The sequence below is a fragment of the Streptomyces sp. NRRL S-37 genome (assembly GCF_000721605.1).
In the GTDB taxonomy this organism is placed as follows: domain Bacteria; phylum Actinomycetota; class Actinomycetes; order Streptomycetales; family Streptomycetaceae; genus Streptomyces.
In genome coordinates this window covers 355,358-371,048 of record NZ_JOIZ01000006.1, presented here as the reverse complement: position 1 = coordinate 371,048, position 15,691 = coordinate 355,358, and the positions used below count along the sequence as shown (strand labels likewise).

Here is a 15,691-nt window from a genome sequence, read left to right as displayed (position 1 = left end):
CTTCAGAGATGGTCGGGTGCGTCGATGCCGAGCAGGGACAGGCCGCCGGCCAGCACCGTCCCGGCGGCGTCGGCGAGCGCGAGCCGGGCGCGGTGGGCGGCCGAGGGTTTCTCGTCGCCGAGGGGCAGGACGGCGGGCAGCAGCGGCAGCACGGCATCGGCGACGGCGACGAGCTGCCGGGCGAGCCGGTCGGGCGCGCGGTGGGTGGCGGCGGCGACGAGGACACGGGGGTGGTCGGCGAGGACCTGGACCAACGCCCGGCCCTCCGCCACGGGACCGGGCTCGGGACCGAACCCGAGGTCGGCGGCGTTACGGAGCAGCGCCCGGGTGCGGGCATGGGCGTACCGGACCCGGAACAGCGGATTGCCCTCCCGCTGCACCAGATGCTCGTCGCCGATCCGGGGCCGGTCGTGCGGAGCGGGGTGCAGCAGGGCCCAGCGGGCGGCGTCGGGGCCGAGGCGGAAGGGGTCGGCGGGCGCGGGGACGGGCCGGACGACGGTGCCGTGATCGTCGTCGAGGTGGACGACGGCGCCCTGGGACCGGAGGATCCGGCCGAGCGCCTCGACGTGGACGACGGCCCGCACCTCGGAGGCCGCACGGAGCCGGACGGTGCGACCGCTCAGGGCGTCGCCGTGCCCGTACCGGGAACCGCACCGCAGGATCTCGCGGACGAGTCCGGCGGCCCCTTCCGCCCCTTCCGCGTCGGCGAGGCTGATGTTGAGGAACCCGGGCCCGGTGACGACGACGTCCCCGATGCCGGGGGCGCGCAGAAGACGGGGCCGGAGGATCTCGGCGACCCGCTGGGGCGGCTGTCCGGCCGGCCGCGCGAGCTGGAGGGCGACATTGGTCGCGTAGTCCCCGCACCCTCCGGGCCGGGGAGGCGCGACGAGCACCTTCTCCGGCAACGCCACCCTCAGCTCCCCCTCGTCGACGGCACGGCGCACCGCGTGCAGCACGGTGCGGGAGAGCTCGACGGGGGTCACGGGACAAGCGTAGGGGAGGAGGGGGGTGGGCAGACGAATGAGTTGGGCCGCGATTCCGGGATGTGGACGGCCACCGGTCTCACCCGCCGGCGTGCCCCGCGGCCGGCTCTGCGTCCCCGGGCCCACGGACCCGCCCGAGGGGACCGTGGATCAGCCGCTGCACGAGCCGCACGAGCTCCCCGGGCTCGAAGGGCTTGGCGAGGAAGGCGTCCACTCCCACGTCGAGCCCGCTCTCGGTCTCGTACTGGGTGCAGGCACTGACGATGACGAGCGGGAGATGACTGGTCCGGGGATCCTTGCGCAGCCGGGCCGCCGTCCGGAGCCCGTCGAGCCGCGGCATGACGACGTCGAGGGTGACGAGGTCGGGCCGCACCTGATGGACGACTTCCAGACACTCGGCACCATCGGCCGCGGTCACGACCTCGATGCCCTCCAGCTCGAGGTTGACCCTGATCAACTGCCGGATGACCTTGTTGTCGTCCACAACAAGGACCCGGCCCGATGCGCCTGGCACAACTCGAGAGTAGGTCGCTCCCGGCCACCGCGTCCGGCGTTTCCCCACTTCCACTCCGCACGGGCGACCCCCCGCACTCCGAACCGACCCCGGCCTCCCGCCGCCTGCTGCGAAAACGGGTTCATGACCACCCCCGGAGAGCTGGTAATGTTCTACCCGTCGCCGCGATCACCGCGACGGACACGCCCCCGTAGCTCAGGGGATAGAGCAACGGCCTCCGGAGCCGTGTGCGCAGGTTCGAATCCTGCCGGGGGCACTTCGCAGGAAGTGCCTAAAGACCCCGTCACCAGCGGAAACGCTGATGCCGGGGTCTTCGTGCATGTGCAGCCGTGTGCCGCTCCGAGCAGCCCTATGACGCGGCCTGTGGGCTATCCGCGGACAGGATCTTGAGGGATCCGCCCTGGGCAGGCCCCGCAAACGCGAAGATCAGAATTTCTGGCCCGTAGCGGTCACGAGAACCACGTACAGAACGGGCAGCGTAAGGATCAGGCCCAACGTCGCTGACGCCTGCCAAGCCGCGTACAGGACGAAACCGACGATGAAGAGGATGAGCAAGAGGAAGCCGAGGATGACCAGCCCCGCCACACCCACCGTGAGTGCCCAGACGACAAAGCCTGCAAGGACCCCGGCACCCTTGATGTGTTCCCCGAGCGGGACCTTCTGAGAGTCGTCAGTCACACCGCGACAGTACACGTTCAAACGATCAAGCTCCCGGCCGGGGCCGACCGGGGGTCGCATCAGTCGATCACTCGTACCTGGCTACGGCGAGGCAGTCGACGAGGAGCGGGCCCCGGCCGTTTTCGGAGGCCGCGTCCGGGTGGGCCGGAAGGGGCCGGGACGATCACCGTCCTGGTTCGCCGCCGGGCCGCTCCGCGCGGAGCATGGAGAAGATCACCTGGTCGTGCCACCGGCCGCCGCGCCACTGCGCGGAGCGCAGCACGCCCTCCCTGACGAAGCCCGCCTTCTCCAACGCGCGCTGCTCGGCGAGGTTGGCACAGTCCGTCCAGGCTTGAAGCCGTTCGACCCTGGTGTGATCGAAGAGGTACTCGGCCAGCAGGCGCTGCGCCTGAGTGCCTATGCCACGGCCCCGCGCGGCGGGCATCAGACCGATCGCCAGACTCCAGCAGGTAGAAGTGGCGGGCCGCCCCCAGGTACTGGCGAACCACTCGACCCGTCCCACCGTCCTGCCCGCCTCCGCGACGGAGAGCACACCGCCATCGGGGCCGAGCAGGCCGGTCTCCGCGAACCGCCGACGCAAGTCGGCCGGCGACGTGAAGCCGAACCACTGGTACGGGCCGGTCCCCTCCGGCCCACTGAACTCACGCTCGAACAGATCGAGATCCTCGCCGGTCACCGGGCGTAGCCTGATCTCATCGGACATGGAACGACTCCTGATCCTTCACAATTCACCGTCCGGTCGCGCCGTGCCGCCACTCCTCCAGCACCAGCCAGAAGTCGCGCGGCCAGGACATTGACAGCGGATCGAAGTAATAACTCCTCGTCATCGCGTCCTTCCACAAGATCTCCGCACTCTCGGCTTCCTCAGCAAGAAGTCGGGCCGTTGCCAGGTGTCCCAAGGCAGCTGCAAACTTTCTCTCTGCTGCAGCGTCCAGGAGGGCTGGCCAGGTCTCCCACGTCAAGTTGTGTTCGAGAGCTCGAAGGTGATCGCCGGCCTTCCGAAGGATCAGGTCGCGAACTTCCCAGGTGATCTCTTCATCCTTACGCTCCACTTCACCGATCTGGTCGTCATCCCAGCCGTTCTCTTCAACAACTTCCCTCCAGATAATCCACAAACGCTCTGCCCGCTCCTTCGCGTACGTCTCCAGTCCTTCTTGAGTAAGTCGTGGAACGACGTCTGCGTCCGGATAATCGGACACGAATTCGCCCAGGGCCGCTTCGACCTCATCTCCGTACCTGATGCGAGTCAGGGTTGCCAAGAGACGAATGGAGGCGTCGATGTCTTCATCGCAGACCGCGTCAAAAATTTCGGCGATGTCCTGGGCCACACCTTGCGAGTCGGCCTCGGCAAGGTGATCGTCAAAACGACCGCCGAGGCCATCATCTGCGTCCCGGATACGCAAGCTGTTCAGAATTTCTTCGATCTTGGCATCAAGCCGCCCAGCTACGGCCTCAGGCGTCTCGCGTTCTCGTCGGGCCGCTTCCTCGCGCTTCGCGCATTCAACTGCTTCACGCTGCTGCTCACGAGCTTTTCGGCTCGAGGGAAGGCGGGTTTGGAGTGCCCGCATCTCCTGGGCCCTGGTCAAGTCGATCTGCTCCAGCATTTTGATGGCTTGTGCCCGGTGCCTGACCTGAACCAAGGGATCCGATGCGATGCTGCATAGCGGACCTGCCCCCGCCTTGGGGTCGCGGTGGGCCACGGCTATCGCGACAGCAAGGCGGTCGGCACTCGCAGCACCCGGATGCGCAACGAGTTTTGTCACGACTTCGGGCACGTAACCGGTCGGGTGCTCGTACTCGGCAAGAGCCCTTCCCACCCTCATACGCGTCTTCAGTGGGGCCGTTTCGTCATCCGCGAACAGTTGCGCCGTCCACACTGCCCATCCTTCTCGTACAGCGTCCGTCAGCCAATCCCATTCGTTCTTGGGCAGCAGGTGCCGAGCTTCCGCGTATCCCGCATCGTCACGGAAGCGGGAGACCAATCTGTCAGCTGCACGATGCCGTAGGCCCCGTGGCAGTTTCTTGGTGCCGGCTACGTAACAAAGGCCAAGTGTGTACTCGCCCGGCGTGTATCGGGGGAGATCAACGTTGGCTCCTGACGCGCGGAGAATGCGCTGCAGGTCTTGGTGCCAAGGGCCCGGAGCCTGTACCACGAACCCAGCTGCGGCGTGGGCGGCGCCGCCTCTAACCTCGCAGGCGGTGAGGCTGTTGGTGCGCCAACTGTCGGCAAGGGTCTCGTCCGTAAGGCGAACAAGGCAGGTTTCGACGAAATCGTCGGGCCCTCGATGCCGAGCCGGAACGTCGCAGTCCGGCAAGAGTTCGGGCCTTTCGATGCGGTCCACGGGGCGCCCCCTTGATCGATAAGACTGGAATCCTAACCTTGAGGTTGGCAAGGGACAGCACGCATGCGGAGTCCAGTGCGAGGAATCCCATGTCCAACGGTGAGCATGTAGCGCACTCGCGGTGGCGGACCTGGTCGGTGGTCATGCTCGGTGACTCCGGCTTCGTCAAGTTGGGCCGGCCGGTCGGACAGCGCGGGCATGGCCGTGTTATCCGACCGGCCTGGTCGACCGCTTCGATGGGTCAATCGCCTTGGCGGAAAGAGAGGCCCGCGACCACGGAGGTTCCGCGTGTGGGGCGGGGGCGGACGGTCCAGGCGGTGGCGAGACTGTCGACGAGGAGCAGGCCCCGGCCGTTTTCGGAGGCGGCGTCCGGGTGAGTCAGGACGGGCTTGCCGGTGCCGGGGTCGGAGACGGCGAGCCAGTAGTGGCCGTCGGCCGGCCACAGTACGAGTTCGATGAGGTCCTCGTCCTCCCGGGAGGCTCCGTGGCGGATGGCGTTGGTGACCAGTTCGGAGGTCAGCAGGCTCAGGTCGTCGCCCAGGTGCGGGCGGAAGACGTGCGGCAGCGATTCGGTGACGGCGTGGCGGGCCCTCCGTACGGAGGCGGGGTGGGCGGGGAAGTGCCAGTGGACGGGTACCAGGGGGATTTCGGGCATGACGAACTCCAGTGCTTTGTAGGGGGTTCGGGGCTCGCCGGTGGCCTACCGCCCTGATCGCGGGCACACCCGTCCCAGGGCAGGCGGGCATGCTCGCGCGGTGCGCTTCCGGCATTGCTGTATGTAGCTTGCGCGATACCGACAGTAGAGCAGTCGGTGGTAAATTTCCCACGCACTCAAGAGAATTCACCACTGAGAGGTAGGGCGGCCTCCGAGCGCCGCCGAACGACCCCTGCCTCGGATGGAAGGAATCCCGATGCCCCCGAGGACGACCCCCACAGAGCGGCAGAAGCGGCTGGGAAGTGAGCTACGGCGCATCCGTACCGCGTCAGGAATGTCCGCGGAGTTCGCGGCGGGCCTGCTGGGTGTGGACCGGGGCAAGATCTCCAACATCGAGTCCGGGGTCCGGACCATCAGCGCCGATCGCCTGCGTACCTTGGCCTGCAACTGTGACGTGACCGATGAGACGTACATCGAGACACTCATCGAGATGGCTCAGACGAGTACGGGCTGGTGGGAACGCTACCGAGGCATCCTGCCCCAAGGCTTGCTGGACATCGCGGAGACCGAAAGCCACGCGGTGCGCATGCGCGGCGCCAACACCGTGCACGTACCCGGCCTGCTCCAGACCTCGGAACAGGCGATGGCCATCTTCCGGGCCGCGGTTCCCGCCTTGCCCGAGCACGAGGTCGCCCTGCGACTTGCGCTGCGTGCCGAACGCCAACAGGTGATCACCGGCGACAAGGCGGTCCCGTACGTCGTGGTCATCCACGAGGCGGCGCTCCGCATGCAGTTCGGCGGTACCGACGTGGCCCGCGCCCAGTTGGAATACCTTCTGGAGGTCTCTGAGCGGGACAACGTCACCGTGCTCGTTCTGCCCTTCGCCCACGGTGCCTTCCCTGGTGCCGGGCAGACGGTCGTCCACATCGAAGGGCCCGTCCCGCAGCTCGATACGGTGCAGGTGGACAGCTCTCACGGGCCCACCTTCCTCCATGCCGAAGGCCAGTTGGCGAAATACCGGGCGCAGCTCGATCTGTTGGAAAGTCTGGCTCTGTCGCCAGAGCGGTCCAGAGACTTCGTCCGCGACATCTCACGCCAACTCTGAGGAGTATCGATGCCCGACATCACCTGGGAAGCCCCGTTCTGCGCCGAGGGCAGCTCCTGCTTCCGTCTCGGTACCGATGCCGACGGTAACGGGTACATAGCCGTTGCCGGTCAGGAGGAGAGCCCTCTCACCGACTCCCTCGAAGCCCTGCGCACCCTCATCACCGACATCAAAGCCGGTAAGGCCGACCACCTGCTGTAGGGCCCGCAGGCCGAGTCAGTCGACGGCGGGCTTACGGGCGTTGAGGGTGCAGAGGTCGCGGTGGTAGTCGAGGTGCGCCTCGTCGATCGGATGTCCGGGGGCGCGGCGGAGGCGGCGGGGTTCTCTGTCGTCTCTCGTTCCCCTGACCAGGCCGTCAGGGTCTATGTAGATCTCCAGGCCGTCGAAGAGGACGTGGCAGTTGGCGCACAGGCACAGGAGGTTGTGCAGTTCGTCGGGGCCGTGGTGGGGTCTGCCCAGGCCTCTTATGTGCGCGGCCTCGCTGTACGGGCGGTTCAGGTAGCGGAGTGCCGTGTCGCAGATCTGGCACCGGTCGCCCTCGAGTTCCTTGACCTTCCTGGCCAGGGCTTCGTCGCGGACGATGACGGAGCGGGTCGCGGCACGGCGTGGTGCGGGGCCGGTCGCCCGCCCGTGCTCGTCGTCCATGCCGGTGTCGCCGCTCTCCCCCTCCGACGGGTTCAGCAGGCTGCCGGCCGTGGTGTATCCGTCGAGGCCTATGCGCTCGAAGAGGGCCTGGCGGTCGACGTCCTGGAGGTACGTCTCGCAGATCGTGGTGAGGGTGGCCAGGCGGGTGACCGGGTCTCGGAGGAGGGCAGCGGCCTCTTCCGAGAAGCCGGCCTGCGGGTGGTGCGCGTCGAGGAGGCTCACCTTCGGCATCCGCTCGGCCGACTCGGCCGGTATGCCCTGGACCTCCCACAGTCCGCTGCCCCGGAGGTGCCAGAACGGATACTCCGGTGTGGCCTTCGCGTTGGGAAGGCCGAACTCGACCAGGAGCGGGCCGACCTCGTCCCGGAACTGTGGCCACGGGGTCATGCGGGGCCGCTCGTCGGCTGCGCGGGATATCGCCCACAGGAGGCTCAACGGCTGGTGACGGCTGGGGTCCGAGCTTCCGGGGCCGCGAGAGACCTTGAGTTTCCGGAGGCGCTCCAGGAGGGCGGCGCGGTCGAGGGGTGTCTCCCCGTTCTCCACCACGAAGCCGAGCTCACGCAGGCATCGCGCCACCGTGGCCGCACCGCCGCTGAAGTCTCCCGCGCGGAGGAATTCGCCTGTGGCATGCCCGTGGGCGACGCCTGCGATGGCCTTCGAGTCGTAACGGAGGCCGTCCAGGACCAGCTCGTACGACCTGGCTCGCTTGAAGCCGTACTTCCGAAGGAAGTCGTCCCGACCCAGACGGCGGAACTCCTCGGTCGCCGCGATGACGTCCTCGTACCTGATGTCGCCAAGCCCCATATACCGAAGGCTAGTCGGACAGTACGACAATCCATGCCGGCCTTCACGGTGTCCACAACCCTCCGTGATCGACGGAGACGTCGGGGGCGGGGTCCTCGCGCATGCGCGTCAGCCGGTGTCCGGCCACGCTTCGGGAGGTGAGGGCGGCGTTGGGGCGTCGTGCCGGGTCGCTTGCCGGGCGTTCTCCTCTCTCAGGGCTGTCAGCCACCGCCACAGATCCGGTAAGGGCTGTTCCGGGCAGGCGAGGCGGTGTTCGACGCGGCAGCGCTGGAACTGGTCCGGCGGGCACACGCCGTAGACCGTCACCCGGCCGTCGGACAGCTCGATCCAGCGATGCTCCGCCGGCACCGTGTGGGCCAGTGGGCGCATGTCCGGCTCCAGCAGTACCCAGTCGTGCTCGAGCGTCACCGCCCGGTCCTGCGGCAGCCCGCAGTGCGGGCAACGGGACTGTCCACCGATCAGCGAAACCCCCATACCGTGAGGGTCGTCAGCCCGGCGGTTTGGGCGTAGAGCGCGAATCGGACGGGATATTCAGGGCAGATGTTCGCCAGAGGGGCAGGACGTGACGCGGTAGGTGCAGCCCGCAACCGACGGCTGATGGCGCACGGCCGAGATGTGGCGGAGGCCTCGGCCGTTGCCGGTCGGGGGCTGGGGCGGGGCTGCTCGCCGTGGCCGTCGACGGTACCCGTGGAGAGGGCCGGGAGGCAGACGGGCAGGCCCTGGATCTCGGGCCTGCCGGCGGTCCGGGCTTCCTCTGTCCGCCCCGGCCGGTTCCCGAGGGCTGTTCGAGCTCCGTCTCGGGTCGCTCGTGCGCGGTGTCCTGTCGGTCCGCTCCCGTCCCGGGACGGGGTGATGGCGCCAGAAGGGGCCGTTTCTCGTGTTCCTGCGGGCCTTTCCGCAGGTCAGCGCCCCCGGCGCTGCTCGCGCTCGCCGGATCGTGAAGATCGGTCGGGCGGCGGCGTTGTGGGAGTGTGACGATTCGGGCGTCGCAGGACCGCAGCAAGCCGGACACGGCGGGCGCATACTGGGGGCAATGACAAAGTCTGCTGCACCCAAGCGCCATTTGCCCACAAGCCCCTTCAAGGCCCCGGTCACGCTGCCGCCCAAGGAGTTCGCCGTGGGCGACCAGGTCACCCACGACGTGTACGGCCTCGGCCGGATCGTCGGTGTCGAGGAGGGGATCGCCACCGTCGTGAACTTCGGCTCGGAGGAACGGCGGATTCTCAGCCCGTACTCCAAGATGACCAAGCTGTAGTACCGCTGTGCCCGGTCACGGCACGCCGGGTCCCACCGGGGCCCGTAACGAATGGGAGTTCCCTCATCGATCTGACCTCGCAGTTCTCCGCCCTGGAAGGGGCGCCTCGCCCCGCTTCCGCGGTAGCGCCGCCTCCGGCGACACAGCCTTTCCACGCCCCGGACTTCGGGGACGACTGGTCCTTCGCTCCGGACGACGGTCCGGAGTCGTTCCCGGACGCGGGTGTGGCGCGGCCCAAGGCGGCCGGCCGCCGTTCGTGACGGTGTCCCGGCGGTGCCGGAGGTGACCGGGTTCATCCGCTGCAGAGCGGGTGAGCCCGGTCACGCGTGTCGGTGACGTCCGGGGACCGGGCGGCTTACGGGGTGGCCGTCGCCGGGGGGTGGCTCGGGTGCAGTGAGGGGGACAGCGGCTCCAGGGACGCGCAGAGCGAGGTCGGGAAGGCGGGCTCCCTGCGCTGGATGTCCTGGCAGCCTCCGGCCGAGGTGCGGAAGATCGGATCCCAGCCGGATTTCTTCGCGCGGAAGAAGTAGCGGTCGCCCAGCCGGGACGAGCAGGCGGGGTCCGCCGAACCGCCGCAGGCCGGTCCCGTGCGCCAGGAGAAGTCCAGCACCAGCCACTTCCCGTCGCACTTCTCCGCGTTCCGGTAGGTGTGGTCGGGCGCGCCGACGGCCATCAGCGCCTGCTCGTAGGAGGCGGTGGTGCAGCCGGTGGCCGGTGGCGTGCAGCCCAGCTCTCCGCACAGCCGCAGCGCGGGCGGCTCGGCGCCGTCGGCGGTGAAGCGCGTGTAGTGGTCGACGATCACGTCCCGGTCGCCCAGTGGCTCGGGCAGGGTGACCTTTACCGTGGCCGTGCGCTCCTCGGTGCAGCCGGAGGACCTGTCCCCGGACGGGGAGGTGAAGGTGATCTGTACCCGGGCGAGGTGGGTCATCGGGTCGGTGAGCACTGCCTTGAGGTCGCGCACGCAGGGGTGCGGGCCACTGGGCACCCGTGTCTCGAGGAACAGGGTGCGGCGGTCGTCACCGAGGCGGGCTCCGGTGACCGCGGAGGGCTGCGCCGTGGTCCAGGGGAGCGGCTCGGTCGCCGCCGACGGCCGCGTTCCTCCTCCCCCGCCGGCCGTTTCCGTTCCGCACGCGCCGAGGAGCAGTACGGCGGCGGCGCAGAGCAGGGCGATCACGCCTGTTCGTCGTGGTCCGTCTGATCGCACAGCGTTCGGTCCCCCCGTACGGCAGTGTCGTTGCCCGGGGCCACTATAGGCGTGTGCGGGGAGGGCGGCCGGCCGGAGCTGCAAGAGTGCGACCCGGTGGGGTCACGCGGGTCCCGGGGCTCCCGGCCAGGTCGCTGTCACCAGCCAGTGGTGGGCTGTGAGGCGTACGCCGTTCTTCGTCTCGTAGGGGCGGAAGGCGTCGGTGGCGGCCTGGCGGGCTCTGGCGACGGCCTCGGGGGTGGCGTCGCGCAGCCAGTGGCGCATGGGGCCCCAGCCGAAGAGGAAGGCGGCGGCGTCGGCCGCGTCCGTGCCCCACGTCTGCGGTACTTCGAGCGGGGTGACGGTGATCGCGTCGTAGGCGGACTCGCTCAGGACGTGCCGGGTGCGTGCCGGGTCGGCGAAGGCGGCGGGGCCCGTCTCCGTCTTCGCGGAGAAGTCGGGCAGGGGGACGTGCTCGGCCATCGCCGCGAAGATCACTGACTGGTCCATGCGGTCGATGGACTGCGGGCAGACGAAGGCCAGGCGTCCGCCCGGGCGCAGGGCGCGTCCGATGTTCGTGAACGCGGCGACCGGGTCGGCGAAGAACATGATGCCGAAGCGGCTCAGGGCGACGTCGAAGGACGCGGGTTCGAACGGGTGCACCTGGGCGTCGGCCTGGAGGTAGGTGACGTTGGTGAGGTGGTCCGCGGTGGTGCTCGCGCGGGCCCGTTCCAGCATGGGGGCCGACAGGTCGACGCCCACGGCGTGGTGCGCGGTGCGGGCGGCCAGCCGGGTCAGGTGTCCGTTGCCGCAGCCGATGTCCAGGACGCCGTCCGTGTCCCGGAGGCGGGCGGCGGACAGGAGCGGGGCGTTGGTGGGGTCGTTGAGGGCGTCGTAGCGCGACTGGTGGTCGGCCCAGTGCCGGCCTTCGTAGCCGTTCCACGCCTCGGACTGGTGGGTGTTCACGATCCGGTTGTCGGCCATACGGCCCATGGTGCCGTGCGGGAGCGTCCGGCGGGCTCCGTCGGGCCGTTCGCGCGGCCGATTCGCCCACCGCCGTTCGTGTGTGCGATTCCCCTCTCGTAGTCCAGGTATGCGGGTGAGGCCGTGCGGGGAGTCCGGTCGTCCCGCCCGTACGGACGGTGGGCGCCTTCCTGGTACGGCAGCGGTCGGTGCGGCGGGAGGTCAGTCGTCCGTGCCTCCCGCCGTGCCGGGGGTCCCGGTGCGGTCCGTGGTTTCCGGGGCACCGGCCGTCGTCTCCGCCCGTGCCGGGGCGGTGGCCGTCGCCCCCGCGTCCGGGGTGACCGTCGACGTGATCTCGACGCGGTCACCCTCCCGCACCCGGGCGTGGAACCACTTCGCGTCCGTGGCGCTCATGCCCAGCCAGCCCGTCCCTTCGGAGAGCGTGGCGAGTTCCTTCATGTCGAAGGCGGGGGCGCCCGCGTAGACCGGTTGCCGGCCGGAGGTGCGCAGCTCCACCAGGTACGGGATCTTGACCTCGGTGCCGGGCTTGACGCCGTTCTCGAGCCGCAGCGTCCTGACGTCGTCCTTGGCGACCACCGTCATGCGGCTGCCGGACGGGAACCGGGGGAAGGCGTGCGATTCGACGCGCAGGACGCGCTCGCCGAACGTGAGGGTGTGACGGCCCAGGTCCAGGACGCCCGCGAGGGCGGGGCTAGGGGTGGGGGCCGGGGTGGCCGCGCTCGGGGCGGGAGCCTCGGGTGCCGCCGCCGGGGGCCGGCCGTCCGGGTCTGGGTCCCCGGTGTGCAGGGTGAACGCGACGGCCGTCAGCGCGCAGGCCGCCGCGGCCGCCGTGCCGAGCGCGGCACTCGCCCTGCGGCGGCGGGAGCGGCGCCGGGCACGGTCGCGGACCTCCGCGGCGCCGACGCGCGGCGGGACCTCGTGCTGTGCGGCCAACTCGCGCAAGGCATCGGCGAGTTCATCCGACACGGCCGCTCTCCCTCCAGGCCGGCTCCTCGGCCTCGTCCACCGCCAGGTGTCTGGCCAGTGCCGCCCGTCCGCGGGACAGCCTGGCCTTGACCGTGCCCACGGGTGCGCCTGTTTCGGAGGCTACCTGTTCGACGCTGAGGTCGCACAGGTGGTGCAGGACGACGGCCATGCGCTGGTGCTCCGGCAGTTGGCGCAGCGCGGTGACCAGGGCGGTGCGGTCGGGGCCCGGTCCGGGGGTGGTCTCCTGCGGCGGGGTGCGCCGCACCAGTTCCAGCCAGCGTCTCGCACGGCGCCAGCGGCTCACCGCGAGGCGCATGGCGACGGTGCGTATCCATGCCTCGGGCGCCTCGTCGGCGAGCAGTTTCTGACGCCGGTCCCAGGCCCGTACGAACGCCTCCTGGACCACGTCCTGGGCCTCGCCGAGGTCCCCGGTGAAGGCGTACAACTGCCCGGTCAGACGGGGGAACGCGGCCGCGTAGAAAGCGTCGAACTCTTCCTCGGTCATGCCCTCCACCGGTGTCTCGGATTTCCCGTGCAACCCGGCCGCCCCCGCCATGCGTACAGGTTCCGCAGGTCGCGCACATCGAAGCACACCCCTGGAGGAAGACGTTGAACACGGGTGCCGGGATCCATCGGTCCGCCGTCACGGACGTGGCGTACTCCCCTCTGCGCCCGGCGCGCCCGCCCGAAGTGCGGGCCGGGGACGGTGACTTCGCCGGGTACGCGCACGACCGCTGGCCGCGGCTGGTGCTCACCGCGCGGCTGCTCACCGAGGACGCGCGGGACGCCGGGGAGCTGGCGCGGCGTGCGCTGGTGCGGGTGTGCGCGCGGTGGCGGCGGATCCCGCGGAACGACGTCGACTTCCATGTACGGCGGTCCCTGGTCCGGATGCATCTGCGCGGACGGGCACTGCGTACGGGCGGCCGGCGCCGGGTGGTGCTGGTGCTGCGGTACTGGGAAGGGCTGGGCGAGGCCGAGATCGCGCAGGTGCTGGGGTGTTCGGTGGGGGCCGTGCGCGCGGTGCTGCGGCGCGAGGGGAAGCGGGTCCCGGCCGGGGAGCGGCGGGCGGGGTTCGCCGCGGTGCTCGCCGGTTTCGTGCCGCCGGCCGTTCCGCTCGACGGCATCCTGCGGGACGGCGCGCTGCGCCGCCGGCGGCGGGCGGGGGCGGTCGCCGCCGGGTGCGCCCTGCTGCTCGCCCCGCCGGCCGTCCTCGCCGCCGGTCCCCTCGGGGACGGCGGCGACGGCGGGGCCCCGGAGGTGCCCGACCGCTTCGAGCCCGGGCCGGTGCGGGTCGTCGCGCCCGGTGAGCGGGTGGCCGCCGCTCCCGGTGTGGAGGTCTGGCTGACGCCGGACGGGCAGCACTGGTCGTCCCCGCGGGCACGCAACCGGTTCCGCCCGGCGAGTGACGGACACCTCGGGCGTGCCGTGGCAGGCGGCTTCGTCCGAGGCGGCTTCGTCCGAGGCGTCTCCGTACAGGACGTCTCCGTGCAGGGGGAGAAGCTGGACGACGGGACGTACTTCCGGTCCGGCGTCTACCGCGGGCTGGACGCCGATCCCGCCCGCGTCGAGATCCGCGTCGGCGGCAGGACGGTCACCGCGAACGTCCTGACGCTGGCGGGCAGTCCGGGGTGGGGGGTGTGGTACGCGAGGACGCCGCCGGAGGACACCGCGGCCGGCGGTCCCGGGACCGTCACCGTGTACGACGCGTCCGGTGCCGTCCTGGAGCGGTCGGACCTCGCTCCCCCGGTGGCGCGGCCGGTGTCCGTCGGGGCGTGGCGCCCATGAGGCTGCCCACGGTCGCCGGCCGGTTCCCGCTCAGGGTCCTGCGCAGGACCCCGGACCGTCCCCGCGTGCCCTTCCGCACCCGTCTGCGCCGCAACCGCGGACGCCTGCTGCGGCGGCTGCTCGTCGCCTGCCTCGCGCTCGTCGTCCTCGTCTGCGGCGCCGTCGTGGTCGCGTACCGGCTGACCGTCATCCCCGAGCCGCATCCCGAGACCGTCGTGCAGAGCACGGTCTTCGTCGACGCCGGCGGCTCCTACCTGGGCCGGCGCGGTCCGGTCGACCGGCAGGAGGTGCCGCTGTCCCAGGTGCCCCGGCACGTCCAGGACGCGGTGATCGCCGCGGAGAACCGGTCGTTCCGTACGGACACCGGGGTGTCGCCGCGCGCCGTCGCCCGCGCGGTGTGGGCCACGGTGTCCGGCGGCGCCCCGCAGGGCGGTTCCACGATCACGCAGCAGTACGTGAAGAACGCGCTGCTCACCCCGGAGCGGTCGCTGACGCGCAAGGCTCGCGAGGCGTTGATCGCCGTCAAGCTCGACCGTACGCGCGACAAGGACGAGATCCTGGAGGGCTACCTCAACACCGTGTACTTCGGCCGGGGCGCCGCCGGTGTCCGGGCCGCCGCCCGGAACTACTTCGACGTGGCGCCGGAAGACCTCACCGTCTCCCAGGGCGCGGCGCTGGCGTCGATCGTCAACATCCCCTCGTACTACGAGAAGGCGGGCTCCGACCCGAAGGTGACGGAGCGGCTCCGGGACCGGTGGGAGTGGGTGCTCGACGCGATGGAGGCCGCCGGCGACATCACGGGCGCGCAACGGGCGGCCGCCCGTTTCCCGGCGTTCCGGTTCTATCCGCCGGGCGGGACGGAGGGGCAGCGGCAGTACCTGATCGACGTGGCCGCGCGGGAGGCCGCCGACCGGCTCGGGATCACCGTGGATCAGCTCGCGCGCGGCGGTTACACCGTGCACACCACCTTCGACCTGGCGTTGCAGGACGCCACCGCCGAGTCGGTGAAGGAGCGGGCGGAGGGTTCCGGTGACGGCGACGGCGACGTGCGGGTGCACACGGCGGTGGTGGGGATCGAACCGGGGGACGGGGCGGTGCGGGTGCTGTACGGCGGGGCGGACTACGCCCGGCAGCCGTTCAACGACGCGGTGAGCGGGGCGGTGGAGGCGGGCTCGGTGCTCGATCCGTTCGGCGGCGTCCGGCTCGGCGGTCCGCTGCGCGGGCTGCACGGGTCCACGGCGCCGACGCCGCTGCGGCTGGCCTCAGCGTACGCGGCCGTGGCGGCGGACGGGGTGTACGCGAAGCCCCGCACGGTGGCCCGGATCACCCGTGGGGGGAAGACCGTGCACACCGCGCGCCCGGAGACCCGGCGGGTGCTGGACGGGAAGGGCGTGTTCGTGGTGACGGACCGGGCGCGGCAGGGCTTCGGCGGGCAGGCCGCTCCCGTCCTCTCGGCCGGCCCGGGTGGCGGGGAGGACGGGGACGGTACGTTCCTCACCGCCGGGGCGGGGGGTGGGATCACCCGGCGCACCGTCTGGTCCGTCGGGTACGACTCCCGGCTCACCCTGGCCGTGGCACTGTTCGCCGACCGGCCGGGCGCGAAGAAGAACACCACCGTGCCCGCGCAGTTGCCGGACGATCCGTCCCCGACGGGGTACGCGGAGGAGCTGGCGGGGGAGATATGGGGGCTGGCGGGAGGCTCGTGACGTTCCGCACGCGCGGCCTGCGGCTGGGCGCCCCTTAGGGGCCGCGCGCGGATCGCCCCGGGGCCGGCCGGGAGGGGCGCGTCGTA

At 70.8% G+C, this 15,691-nt stretch carries 17 protein-coding genes and 1 tRNA gene; 6 read left to right on the top strand and 12 right to left on the bottom strand.

Annotation, left to right across the window (positions count from 1 at the left end):
• Window positions 1-2: 2 nt before the first annotated feature.
• Both nrtL and IH50_RS0112310 read right to left on the bottom strand, forming a co-directional pair.
• Entirely contained in the window at window positions 3-983 is a 981-nt protein-coding gene (gene nrtL / locus IH50_RS0112315) for an ArgS-related anticodon-binding protein NrtL (RefSeq protein ID WP_030860386.1), read from the bottom strand.
• Between the two features lie 79 nt (window positions 984-1,062).
• Window positions 1,063-1,545 carry a response regulator gene (locus tag IH50_RS0112310; RefSeq protein WP_199822073.1) on the bottom strand — a complete coding sequence of 161 codons (483 nt, stop codon included), beginning with the start codon at window positions 1,543-1,545 and terminating at the stop codon, window positions 1,063-1,065.
• 136 nt (window positions 1,546-1,681) lie between these two features.
• On the opposite strand from IH50_RS0112310, the gene IH50_RS0112305 reads away from it, so the two are divergent.
• Window positions 1,682-1,753: transfer RNA gene (locus IH50_RS0112305), tRNA-Arg, on the top strand.
• 170 nt (window positions 1,754-1,923) lie between these two features.
• Here the strand turns inward: IH50_RS0112305 and IH50_RS0112300 are convergent.
• The 4 genes from IH50_RS0112300 to IH50_RS0112285 all read right to left on the bottom strand — a co-directional run bounded on the left by IH50_RS0112300 (window position 1,924) and on the right by IH50_RS0112285 (window position 5,172).
• Window positions 1,924-2,175, bottom strand: a complete 252-nt coding sequence (locus tag IH50_RS0112300; RefSeq protein WP_030860383.1) for a hypothetical protein — start codon at window positions 2,173-2,175, stop codon at window positions 1,924-1,926.
• Window positions 2,176-2,338: 163 nt separating this feature from the next.
• On the bottom strand, window positions 2,339-2,878 hold the full coding sequence (locus IH50_RS0112295; RefSeq protein WP_030860381.1) for a GNAT family N-acetyltransferase: 540 nt from the start codon (window positions 2,876-2,878) through the stop codon (window positions 2,339-2,341).
• Between the two features lie 25 nt (window positions 2,879-2,903).
• Complete coding sequence (locus tag IH50_RS0112290; protein WP_158801195.1) at window positions 2,904-4,517, bottom strand: hypothetical protein; 1,614 nt, start codon at window positions 4,515-4,517, stop codon at window positions 2,904-2,906.
• Between the two features lie 241 nt (window positions 4,518-4,758).
• Window positions 4,759-5,172: an ATP-binding protein gene (locus IH50_RS0112285; RefSeq protein ID WP_030860376.1), complete on the bottom strand. Its 414-nt coding sequence runs from the start codon at window positions 5,170-5,172 to the stop codon at window positions 4,759-4,761.
• Window positions 5,173-5,428: 256 nt separating this feature from the next.
• Between IH50_RS0112285 and IH50_RS0112280 the strand changes: the two genes are divergently transcribed.
• Together IH50_RS0112280 and IH50_RS0112275 are read left to right on the top strand one after the other, a co-directional pair.
• Window positions 5,429-6,277, top strand: coding sequence for a helix-turn-helix domain-containing protein (locus tag IH50_RS0112280; RefSeq protein WP_030860374.1), 849 nt, complete (start codon window positions 5,429-5,431; stop codon window positions 6,275-6,277).
• Window positions 6,278-6,286: 9 nt separating this feature from the next.
• Window positions 6,287-6,478 (top strand): hypothetical protein, encoded by a 192-nt coding sequence (locus IH50_RS0112275; protein WP_030860372.1) that lies wholly within the window; start codon window positions 6,287-6,289, stop codon window positions 6,476-6,478.
• Between the two features lie 15 nt (window positions 6,479-6,493).
• Here the strand turns inward: IH50_RS0112275 and IH50_RS42015 are convergent, their stop codons facing one another.
• Both IH50_RS42015 and IH50_RS0112260 read right to left on the bottom strand, forming a co-directional pair.
• Window positions 6,494-7,726 carry an HNH endonuclease gene (locus tag IH50_RS42015; RefSeq protein WP_234328132.1) on the bottom strand — a complete coding sequence of 411 codons (1,233 nt, stop codon included), beginning with the start codon at window positions 7,724-7,726 and terminating at the stop codon, window positions 6,494-6,496.
• A gap of 108 nt (window positions 7,727-7,834) precedes the next feature.
• Window positions 7,835-8,200: a DUF6083 domain-containing protein gene (locus IH50_RS0112260; protein ID WP_030860369.1), complete on the bottom strand. Its 366-nt coding sequence runs from the start codon at window positions 8,198-8,200 to the stop codon at window positions 7,835-7,837.
• Window positions 8,201-8,759: 559 nt separating this feature from the next.
• On the opposite strand from IH50_RS0112260, the gene IH50_RS0112255 reads away from it, so the two are divergent.
• Window positions 8,760-8,981 (top strand): hypothetical protein, encoded by a 222-nt coding sequence (locus IH50_RS0112255; protein ID WP_030860367.1) that lies wholly within the window; start codon window positions 8,760-8,762, stop codon window positions 8,979-8,981.
• 355 nt (window positions 8,982-9,336) lie between these two features.
• On the opposite strand, the gene IH50_RS37615 is transcribed toward IH50_RS0112255, so the two are convergent.
• The 4 genes from IH50_RS37615 to IH50_RS0112235 form a co-directional block, all read right to left on the bottom strand.
• Window positions 9,337-10,155 carry a hypothetical protein gene (locus IH50_RS37615; protein ID WP_107062030.1) on the bottom strand — a complete coding sequence of 273 codons (819 nt, stop codon included), beginning with the start codon at window positions 10,153-10,155 and terminating at the stop codon, window positions 9,337-9,339.
• 132 nt (window positions 10,156-10,287) lie between these two features.
• Entirely contained in the window at window positions 10,288-11,148 is an 861-nt protein-coding gene (locus IH50_RS0112245; protein WP_030860363.1) for a class I SAM-dependent methyltransferase, read from the bottom strand.
• A gap of 201 nt (window positions 11,149-11,349) precedes the next feature.
• Complete coding sequence (locus IH50_RS0112240) at window positions 11,350-12,114, bottom strand: hypothetical protein (protein WP_063759481.1); 765 nt, start codon at window positions 12,112-12,114, stop codon at window positions 11,350-11,352.
• Entirely contained in the window at window positions 12,104-12,619 is a 516-nt protein-coding gene (locus tag IH50_RS0112235) for a SigE family RNA polymerase sigma factor (RefSeq protein WP_030860360.1), read from the bottom strand. Before IH50_RS0112235 ends, IH50_RS0112240 begins: the two co-directional genes overlap by 11 nt.
• A 146-nt stretch (window positions 12,620-12,765) precedes the next feature.
• Between IH50_RS0112235 and IH50_RS38735 the strand changes: the two genes are divergently transcribed.
• Together IH50_RS38735 and IH50_RS0112225 are read left to right on the top strand one after the other, a co-directional pair.
• Window positions 12,766-13,899, top strand: a complete 1,134-nt coding sequence (locus tag IH50_RS38735; protein ID WP_234328131.1) for a sigma factor-like helix-turn-helix DNA-binding protein — start codon at window positions 12,766-12,768, stop codon at window positions 13,897-13,899.
• Window positions 13,896-15,605: a transglycosylase domain-containing protein gene (locus tag IH50_RS0112225; protein ID WP_030860356.1), complete on the top strand. Its 1,710-nt coding sequence runs from the start codon at window positions 13,896-13,898 to the stop codon at window positions 15,603-15,605. The genes IH50_RS38735 and IH50_RS0112225 overlap by 4 nt, the downstream gene beginning before the upstream one ends.
• Window positions 15,606-15,691 lie beyond the last annotated feature (86 nt).